Annotated in this window: 15 protein-coding genes; 10 read left to right on the top strand and 5 right to left on the bottom strand. The window is 63.7% G+C overall.

All coding sequences use genetic code 11. The annotated features are described in order from the left end of the window. Positions 1-122 precede the first annotated feature (122 nt). Positions 123-2177, bottom strand: a complete 2055-nt coding sequence (locus KF708_23995) for a UvrD-helicase domain-containing protein (GenBank protein MBX3415768.1) — start codon at positions 2175-2177, stop codon at positions 123-125. 231 nt (positions 2178-2408) lie between these two features. Continuing rightward, positions 2409-2633 carry a cold shock domain-containing protein gene (locus tag KF708_24000; protein MBX3415769.1) on the bottom strand — a complete coding sequence of 75 codons (225 nt, stop codon included), beginning with the start codon at positions 2631-2633 and terminating at the stop codon, positions 2409-2411. 482 nt (positions 2634-3115) lie between these two features. Here KF708_24000 and KF708_24005 point away from each other — a divergent pair, with 482 nt between their 5' ends. The 3 genes from KF708_24005 (at position 3116) to KF708_24015 (ending at position 4901) form a co-directional block, all read left to right on the top strand. After that, positions 3116-3796, top strand: a complete 681-nt coding sequence (locus tag KF708_24005; protein ID MBX3415770.1) for a hypothetical protein — start codon at positions 3116-3118, stop codon at positions 3794-3796. A gap of 97 nt (positions 3797-3893) precedes the next feature. Continuing rightward, positions 3894-4433, top strand: coding sequence for a hypothetical protein (locus KF708_24010; GenBank protein ID MBX3415771.1), 540 nt, complete (start codon positions 3894-3896; stop codon positions 4431-4433). Between the two features lie 69 nt (positions 4434-4502). After that, complete coding sequence (locus KF708_24015; GenBank protein ID MBX3415772.1) at positions 4503-4901, top strand: hypothetical protein; 399 nt, start codon at positions 4503-4505, stop codon at positions 4899-4901. A 47-nt stretch (positions 4902-4948) separates the two neighbouring features. On the opposite strand, the gene serS is transcribed toward KF708_24015, so the two are convergent. Both serS and KF708_24025 read right to left on the bottom strand, forming a co-directional pair. Next, positions 4949-6232 carry a serine--tRNA ligase gene (gene serS / locus KF708_24020; protein MBX3415773.1) on the bottom strand — a complete coding sequence of 428 codons (1284 nt, stop codon included), beginning with the start codon at positions 6230-6232 and terminating at the stop codon, positions 4949-4951. 67 nt (positions 6233-6299) lie between these two features. Beyond that, entirely contained in the window at positions 6300-7679 is a 1380-nt protein-coding gene (locus KF708_24025; protein MBX3415774.1) for a dipeptidase, read from the bottom strand. Positions 7680-7858: 179 nt separating this feature from the next. Between KF708_24025 and KF708_24030 the strand changes: the two genes are divergently transcribed. The 7 genes from KF708_24030 (at position 7859) to KF708_24060 (ending at position 13918) form a co-directional block, all read left to right on the top strand. Next, positions 7859-8161: an ATP-dependent Clp protease adaptor ClpS gene (locus tag KF708_24030; GenBank protein ID MBX3415775.1), complete on the top strand. Its 303-nt coding sequence runs from the start codon at positions 7859-7861 to the stop codon at positions 8159-8161. Next, positions 8158-9459 (top strand): tRNA (N(6)-L-threonylcarbamoyladenosine(37)-C(2))-methylthiotransferase MtaB, encoded by a 1302-nt coding sequence (gene mtaB, locus KF708_24035; GenBank protein ID MBX3415776.1) that lies wholly within the window; start codon positions 8158-8160, stop codon positions 9457-9459. Before KF708_24030 ends, mtaB begins: the two co-directional genes overlap by 4 nt. A 246-nt stretch (positions 9460-9705) precedes the next feature. Then, the gene (locus tag KF708_24040; GenBank protein MBX3415777.1) at positions 9706-10839 is read left to right on the top strand and encodes a hypothetical protein; all 1134 of its coding nucleotides are present in this window, start codon (positions 9706-9708) and stop codon (positions 10837-10839) included. Between the two features lie 59 nt (positions 10840-10898). Continuing rightward, entirely contained in the window at positions 10899-11519 is a 621-nt protein-coding gene (locus KF708_24045) for a non-canonical purine NTP pyrophosphatase (GenBank protein ID MBX3415778.1), read from the top strand. A gap of 220 nt (positions 11520-11739) precedes the next feature. Further along, positions 11740-13095, top strand: coding sequence for an amidohydrolase (locus KF708_24050; GenBank protein MBX3415779.1), 1356 nt, complete (start codon positions 11740-11742; stop codon positions 13093-13095). After that, entirely contained in the window at positions 13092-13466 is a 375-nt protein-coding gene (locus KF708_24055; GenBank protein ID MBX3415780.1) for a hypothetical protein, read from the top strand. Before KF708_24050 ends, KF708_24055 begins: the two co-directional genes overlap by 4 nt. Further along, entirely contained in the window at positions 13463-13918 is a 456-nt protein-coding gene (locus KF708_24060; protein ID MBX3415781.1) for a hypothetical protein, read from the top strand. Before KF708_24055 ends, KF708_24060 begins: the two co-directional genes overlap by 4 nt. Positions 13919-13941: 23 nt before the next feature. Here the strand turns inward: KF708_24060 and KF708_24065 are convergent, their stop codons facing one another. Continuing rightward, positions 13942-15501 (bottom strand): serine hydrolase, encoded by a 1560-nt coding sequence (locus tag KF708_24065; protein MBX3415782.1) that lies wholly within the window; start codon positions 15499-15501, stop codon positions 13942-13944. Between the last annotated feature and the right edge of the window lie 414 nt (positions 15502-15915).

Consider the following 15915-nt stretch of genomic DNA (forward strand, 5'->3'; position numbering starts at 1 on the left):
TCGCGCAACTTATGGCTCTTGGCCAGGTTCGAGAGGGGCTCAGCCCCCCCAGATCGCATCGCCGTGGCAAGTGAGGCAGACTGGCGAAGGGCTCGGCCTTGCTTCTGGGCGTTGTTCCCACGTTAGCGGCGTTGCGGGGGGCCGTTCCGGGTTGGTCGCCGGAACGGTTTCGGGCCACCGGTCAGACCGGCCGCCTGCATGGCGAGCATATATTCGCGGTGCGACAGGGCCATGGCTTCGGCCGCGGTCTTGGCCTCGCCGGTGATCTCGTACAGAAAGCGACTCGGCTTTGTGGGACGCGCCTTTCCCCATTTGAACCGCGACGCGCACCAACTGATCGTGAGCTGATCCTGGGCGCGGGTCACGCCGACGTAACAGAGCCGGCGTTCTTCGTCGATCGCGACCCCTTCGCTGGCGACCGATCGATGGTGAGGCAGGATGCCATCTTCGAGTCCCACGAGATAGACGCGAGGAAACTCGAGCCCCTTCGCGCTGTGCAACGTCATCAGCACCACGGCGTCGCGCTCGAGCGCCTTTTCCTTGTCGTCGCCAGAATCGCGGAACATGAGAGTCGACTCGTCGAGGAAGCCCGAGAGGGTGGCCTTGCGCTTCTCGCGCGCTTCGTACTGACCGAGCGAATTCAAAAGCTCGGCAACGCTGTTCCAGCGCCGTTCGGCATCGGCCGGCTGCTTATGCAGACGATTCAGCTCGTCGCGATAGTGGATCGCCTCGAGCAGGCTGGTGGCCATCTCGACGAGCGAACCGGCGCTGGCCAGCCGGCGATGGTCTTCGAGCAAGTGGAGCAGCCCCACCACACCGCGCTTGGCCGAGGCCGGCAGACGCCCTGCATCGACCGCTTCGGGCAGCAGATCCATCAACGGCCGGCCCGCGGCAACCGCCGAGGCCGCAAGCTGCTCGAGCGTGGTCTTGCCGATCCCGCGCGGCGGGGTGTTGATCACCCGGCGCAGCGAGATCTCGTCGCGCGGTTGTGACAGCAGGCGCAGATACGCGAGCACGTCCTTCACCTCGGTGCGGTCGTAGAACGACTGTCCACCCACGAGGACGTAGGGCACTTTCTTGCGCCGCAGTTCTTCCTCGAATGCGCGCGGCTGCTCGTTCGTGCGACAGAGAATGGCGAAGTCGCGCGGGCGCGCGGCGCCGAGATCGAGCTGCGCGCGAATCTCGCCGACGACGTCGCGTGATTCCGCCTGCTCGTCGGCCAGCTTCCAGATGCGCGGGGCGTTGCCGGCGCCGCGTCCGGAACGGAGGATCTTCTTGTGCCGCTCCTCGTTGAAGGCGATCAGACGATTGGCGATGGCGAGAATCGGCGCCGTCGAGCGGTAGTTCTCCTCGAGCCGTACGACCTTGGCCCCGGGCCAATCGCGCTGGAAGCCGAGAATGTGCTTCACCGCCGCGCCGCGCCAGGCGTAGATCGACTGGTCGTCGTCTCCCACGACGCACAAGTTACGATGCTCGCCCGCCAGGCTTTTGACGATGCGATACTGGCTTTCGTTCGTGTCCTGATACTCGTCGATGAGCAGATGATCGAAGCGCCCCGCTTCGTCCGCGCGCACGTCGGAGAAACGCTCGAGCAGTTCCTCGGCCACGAGCAGCAGATCGTCGAAGTCGACCGCGCCGGCCAACTTGAGTGCTTTCTGGTACCGCCGGTAGCCGGCGGCGGCCAGATGTTCTTGATCGGTTTCTGCCCGGGCGGCCGCGGCGTCGGGACGCAGCGATTCGGTCTTCCAGCGACTAATCGTGGCCAGCAGATCGCCGGGCCGCAGCGATTCCTGTGGGACGCGGATCTCGCGCAGCACGGCCCGGGCAAGCCCCTCCTGGTCGCCTCGGTCATAGATCGTAAACTCGGCTGGATAGCCCAGCCGGGTGATGTGCCGCCGCAGGATGCGCACGCACAGCGAGTGAAACGTCGAGATCTCCGGGCGCTCGGGCAGACGCTTGCCGAGCAAGTGCGAGGCGCGTTCCTGCATTTCGGCCGCGGCCTTGTTCGTGAACGTCACGGCCAGGATGCGTCCCGGCCGAATGCCGTGACGAATCAGGTTGGCGATGCGAAACGTCACGACGCGTGTCTTGCCCGTGCCCGCGCCGGCGAGCACGAGGAGCGGGCCGGACAAGGTCTCGACCGCCTCGCGCTGCGCCGCATTCAATCCCGCCGCCATCCGTAGCTACCCGCGCTCTCTTTTTCTCAGACTGCCTGCTGTAGGTGCCAGAGTGTGAGACTAGCGCATGGCGGATCGGCTCGCAATGGGGCCTGCATGCGCGGAACTGAGCATCGCACGGCAGACACATGCATGCACTGCGGCACGGATGGAAAAAAAGAGCCACGCTCCGTCGCGAGAGAGGCTCGCGAAGGCGGAAGGACGCGGAGTTGTGTTCCGAGCGTTTGCGAATCAGGCGACCGCCACGCGCAACGGCGAGACGCGCGCGGCTCGCGAGCCGCGGCCGGTCGGCTGATCGGCGACGTCCACGGTGAACTCGACTTCCTGACCTTCAAACAGGTTGCGGAAGTCGTCGTCGTCGACCGTGGATGAGTGGAAAAACACATCCCCGGTGTCGGACTGAATCAAACCGAACCCCCGACTCTCGTGCAATCGTTTGATCGTGCCGAAAGGCATGTCCCAGCTCCTTCCCACTGACGCACCCGCGGCGCGGGCCCTGCAACCGCGCCGATCTGCTCTGCAAACCGTTGAAGAGCAAGAAGTTGAGGTTCCCGCTAGAATTCCCTGCTAGCACCGCCTGATAGTATGCACATTCTTCATCAAAAATTGCAACCAGTTTCATCATCGGTCGGCTGGCGGGGGTTTCGCGTGCTTCAATTCGGCCCGCGTCACACGGAGCGACCGCGGCAAACTGCGCACCTGTGTGCTTGTCAGAGGGGTGTTTGGCATCCGGAATCCGCGCGTAGGGGGCGGAACTTTGCCGCGTGTCCCTGGTTTTACGGGATAGGGCTTTCTCGCATGCCGGCGCAGTTTGCGCCGCTTGCCGTGGATCGATCCCAGAACGTACGATTCAGTTCCCCCACAAGAATTTGTCGCCAAGGCGACCTTACTTGCCAAACCCAATGATTCAACAGCCAGCCGACGGAAGGAACACACCCATGAGGCTTTGCGGATTCTTCAGCCTGACCCTTGCCACGTTGCTCGTGATCGGAGTGGCCGGCGATGCCCTGGCACAACGTCCCGGGGGAGGCGAGCGGCGCGGCTTCGGCGGCGGATTTGGTGGGCCAGTGTTCCTGCTCGGCAACGAGTCGGTGCAGCAAGAACTGAAACTCACCGACGAGCAGAAGCAGGAAGCCGAAAAAATCGCTGAAAGCGATCGTGAGGCGGTCCGCGGTCTGCGCGATTTGCCCCGCGAGCAGATTCGCGCCAGGATCGCCGAGCGTATCAAGAACACCAATGACAAGCTCGCCAAGGTGCTCGACGCCGCACAGCTCAAGCGGCTGAAGCAGATCTCGTGGCAGCAGCGTGGCGCCCGGGCGTTCAGCGATCCGGAAGTGGCCGAAGAGTTGAAGTTGACTCCGGCCCAGACGGAACAGATCGAGACGATCCAGGAGGACGCCGGCACGGAGATGCGCGCCATCTCGGAAGAAAATGAAGGCGATCGCGAGGGGACGCGTCGCAAGTTCGTCGAGCTTGCCGCGGCGACGAAGGCCAAGATCGTCGACCTGCTCACCCCCGATCAGCAGACGAAGTTCAAGGAACTCCTCGGCGAGCCGTTCGAGGGGGAAATCCGCAGCCCGTTCCAAGGCCAAGGGCGACGGCAGCGCGGGAATAGTTAACCCGCGCGGGCTCCCTTCCGCGCAATCCCTTGCCGCGATGCACTCAATGAACACGCATGTCATTAGTGACTTGGCCTGGGAAAGGATGGTGACATCCGTGGAGAAAGTGCGCGCACGTCTCCGTCGGGCGACGAAGTGCTTGGAAGAGGCTTCCATTCCCTATGCCGTGGCAGGCGGCAATGCTGTTCACGCCTGGGTGAGTGAAGTCGACGAAGCTGCCGCGCGATTCACGCAGGATGTAGACATTCTCTTGTGTCGCGCGGACTTGGAACGAGCGAAGGAGGCGCTCGCCCGCGAGGGCTTCCTTTACCGCCATTCGTCGGGCATCGATATGTTCCTCGACGGACCGAACTCGAAAGCACGCGATGCCGTGTATGTCGTTTTTGCAGGCGAGAAGGTGCGTAAGGAGTATTCGTTCCCTGCCCCCGACGTGGGCGAATCGAAGCGCACGGACACGGCGCAAATTCTCGATCTCGAAGCTCTGGTCCGGATGAAGTTGACGTCGTTCAGGGATAAAGATCGTACCCATGTCCGTGACCTGATAGGCGTCGGCCTGCTTGACGAATCATGGATCAGCAAGTTGCCCGAAGTGCTAAGCAACCGGTTGAAGCAATTGCTTGACACACCGGACGGCTAAGGGGCCATTCTTCGGGCAGGACTAGCGGCGCTGCGGGAATAGCTGGCTTGCACCGGCTACAATGGGTGTATGAAGCTAAGGAACCCGTTTCGCCAATTAACCGACGAAGAAGTCATCGCCAGCGCGCGAAAGTCGGTGGAGTGGTGTGCGCGTTATCGCCGCATGTTGATGGCGTGGTATTTCTCGGTAGCAATACTTGTTGTGGTGTTGACCTGCGTTGCGATTTGGGCCGTTGACAGGCTGCTCGAGCTTGCCATGAATCCGCAGTTGGGCCTGGTGGGCTTCATCATGGGACTCATCATTGGAAGCAGCTTGGGTTTTGCCATAATCCAAGCGGTGCATTACTTCGCCGAAGGTTTGCGATTCTTGACGAGACGGTTGCCTCAAGAACAAATGCTCGTGCGTTATCACGACACGTTGGCAAAAGTTCGCCACGAACTTCATACGCAGAGCGACGTAGACACGTAGAGCGCAGCGAACTGCCTCATCTCGAGGTATGCTTACCACGAATGAGCTCACGTCCGCCCGATCACATCCTTGCCCATGAACGCCCGCAGCGCCTCTGGCACGCGGATCGTGCCGTCGGCCTGTTGGTAGTTTTCTAGAATGGCGATCAGCCCCCGGCTGATGGCGATGGCGGTGCCGTTGAGCGTGTGGAGGAAGTGCGTTCCCTTTTCTCCCTTCACGCGGTAGCGGATGCCCAGGCGCCGTGCCTGGTAGTCGGTGCAGTTCGACGTGCTCGTCACCTCGCCGAACTCCCCCCCCTCGCCGCGGCCGGGCATCCAGGCCTCTAGGTCGAACTTGCGATAGGCCGGGCCGCCGAGATCCCCCGTGGCCGTGTCGACTACGCGGTACGGAATGCCCAGCCCATCGAACAGCCGGCACTCGAGCTCGCAGAAATAATCGAGCATCGCGTCGCTCGCCTCGGGCAGCGTGAAGGCGAACATCTCGACCTTGGTGAACTGATGCACGCGATAGAGCCCTCGCGTCGCGCGGCCGTGTGCGCCTGCCTCGGTGCGGTAGCAGTGGCTGATGCCGCACACCTTGACGGGCAACTGCTCGACATCGAGCGTTTCACCCGCCAGCAATCCGCCGAGCGTAATCTCGGCCGTGGCGACGAGGCTCAAATCGCTGCCGTCGATGCTGTAGATCTGCGTCTCCGGCCCGCGCGGGATGTAGCCGGTGCCTTGCAGGATCTCGTTTCGCGCCAGGTCGGGCGTGATCGTCGGCGTGAAACCTTCCGCCATCAGCAGGTCGAGCGCGTAGCGTTGCAGAGCCAACTCGAGCAGCACCATGTCGTTCTTGAGAAAATAAAAACCGTGCCCGGCGACCTTGGCGCCTCCTTCGAGATCCAACAGGTCGAGCGCTTCGGCCAACTCGACGTGGTCGCGCGGCTTGAAGTCGAATTTCGGGATCGGCGTCTTGCCGCGGCGGCGTTCGAGATTGGCCTGATCGTCCGCGCCGCGCGGCGCGTCGGGGTGCGAGAGATTCGGAATGCGGCGCTGCAGGCCATCGACCTCTTGGGTCAAAGCATCGAGCCGGCCTTGCAATTCAGTCGTCTTTTCGCGGAGCTTGCGCCCCTCTTCCTTGCGGGCTTCGCGCTCGGCGGCGTCCTTGGCCTTGCCGATCGATTTCGAAACCTCGTTCGCCTGGCGATTCAGCTCGTCGACCTGCGCCTGCATGGTGCGGCGCTCGGTGGCCAGCGTGACGAACTCGTCGACATGGACCGAGGCGCCACGCAGGCGGCAGTTCTCTTTGACCAGTTCGACGTTTTCGAGAATAAAGCGAGCGTCGAGCATCGTTCCTCTCTTGGATGCGGCGTTTGTCAGGCAAGCGCCGCCGTGTTTCGATGGTTTTGATCGTGGGCTACTTTGCCCGGGCTGGCAGCTTGCTCAGCTCTTCCCACAGATAGGCGCTGGCTTTGATGCCGCGGTGGAAGTCGGCCAGGCAGAACTTTTCGTTCGGGCTGTGCGTGTTGTCGTCCGACAGTCCCCAGCCGAGCAGTAGCGTATCGACTCCCAGCCGGTCGTGGAAGGTCGCCACGACGGGGATGGAGCCTCCTTCGCGGATGAAGACCGGCTGGCGGCCGAACCCCTTCTCGATGGCCCGCGCGGCGGCCGCCATGTAGGGGCTGTCGAGCGGCACCACGATGCCTGGCGCGTTGTGAAAGCTGGTCAATTCCAGACGAATGCCGGGCGGACAGAGCCCTTCGAGCATGGCCCGCAGGTTCCGGGTGAGCTGATCGGGGTCCTGTTTCGGGACGAGTCGGAAGCTGAACTTGGCGCCGGCCCGAGCCGGTAGGACGGTCTTGGCCCCTTCCCCTTGGTAGCCGCTCCATAGGCCGTTGATGTCGCAGGTGGGGCGCGCCCAGCGGCGCTCGAGCGTCGTATAGCCCTCTTCGCCGGCGAGCGCCTCGACCTCCAGTTGCCGGGCGAAATCGGTGTCGCTGAAGCCCAACTCCGCGAATTGCTTGCGCTCGGCGTCGGAGATCGGCGTCACGTCGTCGTAGAAGCCGGGAACCTGCACGCGCCCGTGCTTGTCGATCAGCGCGGCGAGCATCCGCACGAGCGCGTTGGCCGGGTTCATCACCGCGCCGCCGAACGAACCGGAATGCAGATCCTGGCTCGGGCCGAACAAACGCAGTTCGTAGTAGGCGATCCCCTTCAAGCCATACGTGATGGCCGGCTGGCCGGGACCAAACTGGCACGTGTCGCTGATGACCACGCAGTCGGCACGCAATCGCTCGAGATTCTCGATGATGAACGCGTCGAGATGTTCGCTGCCGACTTCTTCTTCCCCTTCGATCAAATACTTTACGTTGACGGGCAGCTTGCCCGTGGTGGCCAGCCAGGCCTCGGCGCTCTTCACGTGCGTGAGCATCTGCCCCTTGTCGTCCGTGGCGCCGCGGGCATACAGGTTGCCGTTGCGCCGGGTCGGCTCGAAGGGGGGGGAAATCCACTCGTCCAAGGGATCGGGGGGCTGCACGTCGTAGTGGCCGTAGACGAGCACTGTCGGCGCGCCCGGCGCCTGGAGGTGTTCGGCAAAGACGATGGGATGCCCCGCCGTGGGGACGATCTCGGTCGTCATCCCCAGCCGGCGGAAATGGTCGGCCACCCAGCTTGCCGCCCGTTGGACCTCGTCGCGGAAGGCGCCATCGGCCGAAACGCTCTTGATTCGCAGCAGGTCGCAGAGATCTTCCTCGAACCGGCCGGCATTTTCGGCCAGGTACTGGTCAAGCGTTGGCATCGGGCTGAACTTCCGGCTAGGCTGAGGGTCAGGTGAAACTGCGACTATTCTGGCCACGATCATACCGCTTGTACGCACGGGCGACCATCGCCGAGTCCCGCTACGAGAGCATTCCCGTGTCCGAAGAATCCCAAGCTGCCGCTGTCGCCGTCGAAGAAGAAGCCCCGACGGTCGAACACATGACCTCGCGGCCGAAGAAGAAGCCCAAGCGACTCCCCCCCTATCACGTCATTCTGTGGAACGACGACGATCACACGTTTCTCTACGTGATGGAAATGTTGCTCGGCCTGTTCGGCCATCCGCCCGAGAAGGGCTACCAGATCGCGCAAGAGGTGCATCTGCGGGGACGCGCGATCGTGCTGACGACGACCAAGGAGCACGCCGAGCTCAAACGCGACCAGATCCACGCCTACGGCAAGGATTCGGACGTGCGCAACTGCAAAGGCTCGATGTGGTGTACGATCGAGCCGTCGCCGCAATGAGTAATGCTCCCACGCTGCGCACCGTCACCCTGGGCTGCAAAGTCAACCAGTACGAGACCGAGTACGTGCGCGGCGGTCTGCTGGGCATCGGCTATCGCGATGCCGCGGGGGACGAGCAGGCCGATCTCTGTATCGTCAACACCTGCACGGTGACGCACGAGGGGGACGCCAAGAGCCGGCAGACGATCCGCAAGCTCGCGCGGCAGAATCCCGCCGCGCGGATCGTCGTGATGGGTTGCTACGCCACCCGCGCGCCCCAGGAAGTCGCGTCGCTGCCGAATGTCGCCGAAGTCATCACCGACAAGCGCGAGTTGCCCGACCTGCTGGCGCGCCACGGCGTGCGCGATATTCCGACCGGCATCTCGCGCTTCGGCACGCGGAAACGCGCCTTCATCAAAGTGCAGGATGGCTGCCTGCTGCGCTGCAGCTTCTGCATCATCCCTCACGTGCGTCCCCATTTGAATAGTCGCCCGGCGGCCGATATTTTCGACGAGGTACGGCGGCTGGTCGACAACGGCTATCGCGAACTGGTGCTGACGGGCATTCATCTGGGGCATTACGGCGTGGAGGGCAATCGCGGCAGGCCGAAAGAGGAGTGGCAGAGGCTCTCGCACCTGCTCGCACGCATCGCGCGGCTGCCGGGCGATTTCCGCGTGCGGCTCTCGAGCATCGAAGCGACCGAGGTGACGCGCGAGCTGGTGGCCGTGATGGCGGAACATCCCGCGCGGATATGTCCCCACCTGCACGTCTCGCTGCAGAGTGGCTCGGACGCCGTGCTGCGGCGCATGCGGCGTCGTTGGGGCGCCAAACGCTTTGTCGATCGGTGCCTGCTGGTGCGTGACATGCTCGATCGTCCGGCGCTCACGACCGACATCATCGTCGGGTTTCCGGGAGAGACCGAGGCCGACTTTTCCGAGACGTGCCAGGTGGCGCGCGACGTGGGCTTTTCCAAGATCCATATCTTTCCCTTCAGTGCCCGGCGTGGAACGCCGGCCGCGGAAATGACCGATCAGGTCCCGGCCGAGATCAAGTCGCGCCGTTGCGACGAGTTGGCCGCGCTCGAGGCCGAGCTGCGCGCGCACTACTTTGCCAGCTTGCAGGGTACGCCGATTCGCGTGCTCGTCGAGGGACGCCTGCCCCAGCAGGACTCCCCATCATCCCCCACCGCGCTTTACGCGGGCACGTCCTGTCGCGGAGCGACGGCCGCCGTGGTGGCAACCGATGCCAGCATTGCGCGATTCGTCGACGGCGTGGTGACGGGGACGGACGGGGAGATGCTCTTAGCGTCTCGCCAATAACGGTTTGCGCTATTTCCCGAGGCTTGTCGTGAGAAAGGCAGGTCTCTCTGGCGGCGCGCGGAGTGGTTTGTTAGACTCCCGCCCGCTTATCCACCGCCGGGTTCTCCGGCCACGATTGTTTTCCTGGCGTTCACTCACCCGCGACGGCCCTGCGCTGCGTTCGATTCGCGTCGGCGACGAGCGGCGAGAGTTTGCCGCGCGCCGTGCGTCGCACGCTGGCGGAAAAGAGAATCAGAGGAAAAGGGCATGATGCCGAACAAGTGGAACCGGCGCTGGTTGGCGCCAGTTGTTCTTGCTGCGAGCGGACTGACCGCCTGCTTGAGTGTGGCGAATCTCTCGGCCGCGCCGCCGGTTCTGGCCGTATTCCGCCGCGTCGAGGCCGATCCGAAGCAGGAGTACGCCATCACCGAAGAGAACGGCCCCTGGACGATTCTCGCGGTGACCTTCATCGGCGAGCAGGCCCAGGCGAAGGCCAAAGCCCTCGTAATCGAGCTGCGCCAGCGCTACAAGCTGCCCGCCTACACGCATCGCGTGCATTATGACTACACGGGCGAGGTCGAAGGTCGCGGCCTCGACGAGTTCGGCGGCAAACGCATCATGCGCTATAACCGCAACACCCAGGTCGACGAGATCGCCGTGCTCGTGGGGGACTACCCAACGGTCGACGACGTCGAAGCGCAGCGCACGCTCGAGAAGCTCAGATTTGCCAAGCCCGAGTGCCTGATCGGCGAAGGCGAGGCCAGTCGACCATTGGCCGGGCTGCGCGAAATGCAGCGCATGGTGCAGGCGCGCATCGGCGACGAGAAGAAAGATCGCGGACCGTTGCGCCCCTTTATGACGACGAACCCGCTGCTGCCGCCAGAGTATTTTGCCCCCAAGGGGGCCGACAACTTCGTCGTGCAGCTCAACAAGGATCTCGAATTCAGCCTGCTCGATTGCCCCGGTCGCTACACGATTCGCGTCGCCACTTTCAACGGAGCGACGACGATCGATCCGCAGAAGATCAAGAAAGTTGAAAGCGGCGGTGACATGGCCAGCCGGTTGATCGAAGCGGGCGAACAGGCACACAAATTGACGATGGCGCTGCGCGCCAAGGGGTACGAAGCCTACGAGTACCACGATCGGCAGACCAGCATCGTTACGGTGGGCAGCTTCGAGCAGTTGGGGGCGATGCAGGATGGCGCCGTGCAAGTGAACCCCGACGTGCAGAAGCTGCTGCAGGTCTTCACCGCGCCCACGAACACCACGCCGGGCGCCCCGATGACCGCCAAGCCGCGCACCGTGGGGGGGCTGGCGCTGGATCTCAAGCCGATGGCCATCGAAGTGCCGAAACGCTCGATCGGCCACGAATACGAACGTTCGGCCCTCGGCATGCGCTAGGCAACACGCTACAAAGGGTGCGGTGTTATCCGTCGCCACGTCGTAGATCGTCTGCACGCATGATCGCCAAACCCATCCTCGTGCTCGGCACGAGCAATCGGAAGAAGGGCGCCGAGCTGGTCGACCTGCTCGCGCCGCTGGGAATCGAGCTCAAGACGCTGGCCGATTTCCCCCCCGGGCCCGAGGTGGTCGAAGATGGCGATACGTTCGCTGCGAACGCCGCCATCAAGGCCGTCGCCCAGGCGCGGCGGCTCGGCCACTGGTGCCTGGGCGAGGACAGCGGACTGGGAGTCGACGCGCTGGATGGCGCGCCGGGCGTCTACTCGGCCCGCTTCGCCGGACCCGAGGCGACCGACGAGGAGAACAATCGTTTGCTGCTCGAGCGTCTGGCCGATAGGCCGCTCGAGCGCCGCACGGCGTATTACGTGTGTCACGCCGTGGTGGCCGATCCGCAGGGAAATCTGCGTGCTCAGAGCGAGGCACGCTGTCACGGTCGCATCCGTTTCGAGCCGATAGGCTCTGCCGGCTTCGGCTACGATCCCCTCTTCGAAATCGTCGAATACCATCGAACGTTCGCTGAACTGGGCGAAATGGTGAAGGCCCGGCTGAGCCACCGAGCGCGGGCCATCGAGCAGCTCTATCCGCAATTGGCCCGGCTGTTGGCCCAAAACGCCTGGTAATAAGGTGCGCGATGCCAGCCACGGCGCACGGCACGCGCCGTTGCATGGCGCCTATTTCTGCCCCGGAGGGTCGTTTCCCGGCGGTAGCAGAGGGGGCACGGGGCGACATTCGGCCCTGGCCAAATATAATGGGCAGGCACGGCAACTCGTATCTGCCGCGTCTGCCCGTATGAAGAAGGACGCAATGTATGGCGTGAGATTCAAGCGTTCTGGGCTGCGGATGTCAAGCTTTTTTCACGCTGCCAAGCGAAAACGGAGTGCGTTTGCTGTGAGTTGGACTTGCCGTTGGTTCGCGATTGCCCTCTTGCTCTGTCTGCACGGCCAGGGCGCACGCGCCGAAGAGGCGCGCGCCTGGGTCGAGAAGAACCTGCCCGATCTCGTGAAGCTCTATCGCGACTTGCACAAGGCGCCGGAACTCTCGTTCCACGAAGAGCAGACCGGCAAGCGCCTGGCCGAGGAGTTGCGCCTGCTCGGCATCCCCGTCACCGAAAAGGTCGGCGGCTTTGGTGTCGTGGGCATGCTCGAGAATGGCAAGGGGCCCACGCTCATGCTCCGCACCGACACGGATGCCTTGCCGGTGGTCGAGCAGACGGGACTCGTCTACGCCTCGAACGTCAAGGCCAAGGATGACGACGACCAGGAAGTCGGCGTGATGCATGCCTGCGGGCACGATATCCACATGACGAACCTGATCGGCGTGGCGCAATATCTCGCTTCGCACAAGGATCGTTGGAGCGGGACCGTGATGTTCGTCTGCCAGCCGGCCGAGGAACGCGGCAGCGGCGCCAAGGCCATGCTCGACGATGGCCTGTTCACGCGTTTTCCCAAGCCCGACTTCGCCGTGGCGCTGCATGTCGACTCGACGCTGGGCACGGGCAAGATCGGCATTCGCGAGGGCTACACGTTGGCCAACGTCGACAGCGTGGACGTCACCATGCGCGGTCGCGGCGGGCACGGCGCCTATCCACAGACGACGATCGACCCGATCGTCCTGGCCGCCCGGCTGGTGCTCGATTTGCAAACCGTGGTGAGCCGTGAAGTCTCGCCGACCGATCCGGCAGTCATTACGATCGGTTCGATCCACGGCGGCACGAAGCACAACGTTATCGGCGACGAGTGTCACCTGCAGATCACGCTGCGCAGCTACAAGCCCGAGGTTCGCGATCTGCTGATCGAAGCGGTCACGCGCAAGGCCCTGGCGATTGCGCAGGGCGCCAAGGCGCCGGAGCCCGTGATCAAAGTCTCGGAAGGCACCCCGGCGATGTTCAACGACGAGGAGCTGACGAGTCGGCTTCTGCCGGTGTTCCAGAAGGCCCTGGGAGAAGAGAATGTCACGACGACCGAGCCTTCGATGGGAGGCGAGGATTTCAGCCGCTATGGGTTGGCGGGGGTGCCGATCCTGATGTTTCGCCTGGGAGCGGTCGATCCGCAACGCCTGGCCGGCTTCGCGCGGTTGAAGCAGGAGCCACCGTCGTTGCATTCGACCCTGTTCTATCCCGATGCCGAAGCGACGCTCGTCACCGGCATCACGGCCACGACGGCCGCCGTGCTCGACCTGTTGCCGAAACAGCCATGAGCGACGCCGATGGTGCCAAACGATCGCTTCGACTGGCATGGATGCTCTTCGGTTGGGTGGTAACGATGGCGGTCGTATACAGTGGCCTGGATCGTGCCCGCGAGTGGACGCTTGTAAACGTGGGCCAGCGCGAAGTGCGTACCGAGTGGGAACGCTGGCGCGCGGATGAGCTCGTCCGGGCCAAGCATCCCGACGCCAACGTGCAACGCCGGCCGCCAAAATCGGCCGAGCCACCGCTGCTGATTCTCATGCGCGATTATTTTTCGGCGATCGTCGTCTCGGTGCTGTTGATCTCCACGGTGATGTTCGGTTTTCTGGCGATTGTCGTGCCGGGAGCGATCCGTTCGCGAGGCAGGAGGGCCCCGGCATGAGCGTTCCTTCGTCGAGACGCACCGCGACGGCGGCGACTCCGACGCTCGAGATCCATAGCTGGCCCATTCGCGACGAAGGTCTGCGGGGCTGGTCTCCCTTGGCCGTGGGACTGCTGCTGTCGATCCTGCTGGCGACTTCGTCGGTCGGAATCGGCGCGGGCATTGTCGCCTTCATCCTGTTGGCGATCGCGTCGTGGCGCTCGTGGGTGCCGGTGCGATTCTTTCTCGACACGCGCGGACTCCGTTTCTGCCTGGGACGCCGCGAACGGCTGCTCCCCTGGCCCCTGGTGGCAGGCTACCGCGTCGAGCGGCACGGCGTGACGATCTTTCCTGCCACGAAGGGCAATACCGGGATCGACGCGCTGCGCGGCATCTACGTCCCGTTTGGCGATCAGCAAGATGCGCTGCTCGCCTTGCTCGACGATTTCAAAGGGCCGCCGGTCGTCGATTAGTCGCGTGGCGGCGCTTCGACTGGCTATTTGCTGGCGTTTGTTATTCGCGCGAACGTGCCCATGCCGTGGATGTTCAGGTTTTCGAGCAGCACCCGGTCGGCCTTGCCGCTGGGTCCGACGAGAAACGTCACTCCGCTCGTGCCGGCGGCCATTTCGCCTGTCGGTTCGTAGGTGAAGACGTCTCGGTTCCAGTGCTTGAGCGGAAAGGGCTGCTTTTTCGGCCCCAGCAGCAACTGCAGCACACCCTGACGTGCGGCGATTTCGATCTCGCCGAAGAAGTCGTTGCGGTACTTCGCCGTGTAAGTGGCGTTCTCCGCCGGGGCGACCGGATTGACCGGCGGCTGACTGTAGTCGAACCGCTCGCCGGCTTCCCGCTCGATTTGCAAGGCGAACATGCGGTTGGCGAACTCGACCCAGTCGCGCTGGACCTTGCCATCGAACAACAGGTCGAAAAAGCTCTCGACGATCGCCTCGGGAATGCCGGTGGGCCCGGCATTCGAGAAGACGGCGATGCCGATCTCGTCCGCCGGCAGCAGCGCCACTTCGGTCCGCATGCCTAGATCGAATCCCCCCGAGTGCTTCAACAGCACGCGGCCGCCCCGTTCCATTTCGACGATCCAGCCCAGTCCGTAGGTGACCATGCGTCCCCCCTGGGGATCGAAATTCGTGACGATCTGGGGCGAGTGGGTCTCGAAGAGCGCGGCGGGATCGACGATCTGCCGTCCCTCGAACTTGCCTTCGGCCAGCGATAGCCGCAGCCAACGCGTGATATCGTTCAGGGTCGAGCTGACGCCACCGGCCGGCGATTGCGCGTCGGGCTGGCGCGTGTTCTTGGCCACCCATTTGCCATCGACCAGCGAGTGCAACAGCGCCCGGTTCGGCGCTTGGGCATAGTCGACGAACCGCGAGCTGGTCGACTTCATGCCGAGCGGCGCATAGAGTTTTTCGCGAGCGAGGTCCTCCCAGGTAGTGCCCGCGGCAAGCGCGCCGCACAGGGCCCCTTCGGTATAGCCGAAGTTCGTATAGGCATAAGCGGCGCGGAAGCTGCTGTCGGGGGGCTGGTAGCGCAGCCGGTGGAGAATCGTCGCGCGGTCGTAGCCCAGGTCTTCGAGCAGGTCGCCGCAATGATCGGGCAAACTGCTGCGATGGCAGAGCAGATCGCGCACGCGCAGCTCGCGCGTCGAGGCCGCGTCGTAGAGGCAAAAGCCTGGGTCGCGATCGATGACGCGATCGTCCCAACCGAACTTTTTCTCGCCGACCAGCGCGGCCAGCACGGTGGAGGTGATGGGCTTCGAGACCGACGCGAGTTGAAAGACCGTATCGGCGTCGATCGGGGCCGGCTTGCCTGCCTCGCGGACGCCGTAGCCCTTGAGGAACACGACCTTGTCGTGCGCGACCACGGCCACGGCAATGCCCGGCACGCCGGTGCGCCGGAGCGTGTCGGCAGCGAGCTTGTCGAGCGCGGCGACCGCCGATTTCACCCGTTCGGGCGTGACCGCCGCGGGATCGTCGGCGCGTGCAACACGCGCGGCAAACGCGCCGATCAACAGCAACATCAAAGTGACGCAACCTTGTCGTTTCATCTTGGAATCTCTCAATCGCATCGTAAGCGCGAAGCGTAAGTATTGAAGTTGCGTTGGTTCGCGCACCATCGCGTACCACCGCGTACCACTCGGTCGCTCCAGGAGCAGCGGATTCGTTGCAAGCGGTGCGGTGGTGGGCACTTGCGTGTTGAGGATCATGCTGGGCGCCCGTGCTTCTCAACCGGGTATTGGTGGCCTCGTAGGAGGCGCTGGTACGCGCACCATCGCGCACCACCACGCGACGGCGAAGACATTCGACGTGGCCAAGTCGAACAAGTATCGGGTACGCGCGTAACTGACCTACACTGTACGCGAGTGCGCGGCTCACCGCGCCCCCGCTTTTCGGCCCCCCTGCTGAATCAAAAGGTGGGATCAAAAGAAGCGACCACTCCCGTCCAGAAAATAGTTCTGACC

The sequence above is a fragment of the Pirellulales bacterium genome, assembly GCA_019636335.1.
Lineage (GTDB): Bacteria > Planctomycetota > Planctomycetia > Pirellulales > JAEUIK01 > JAHBXR01.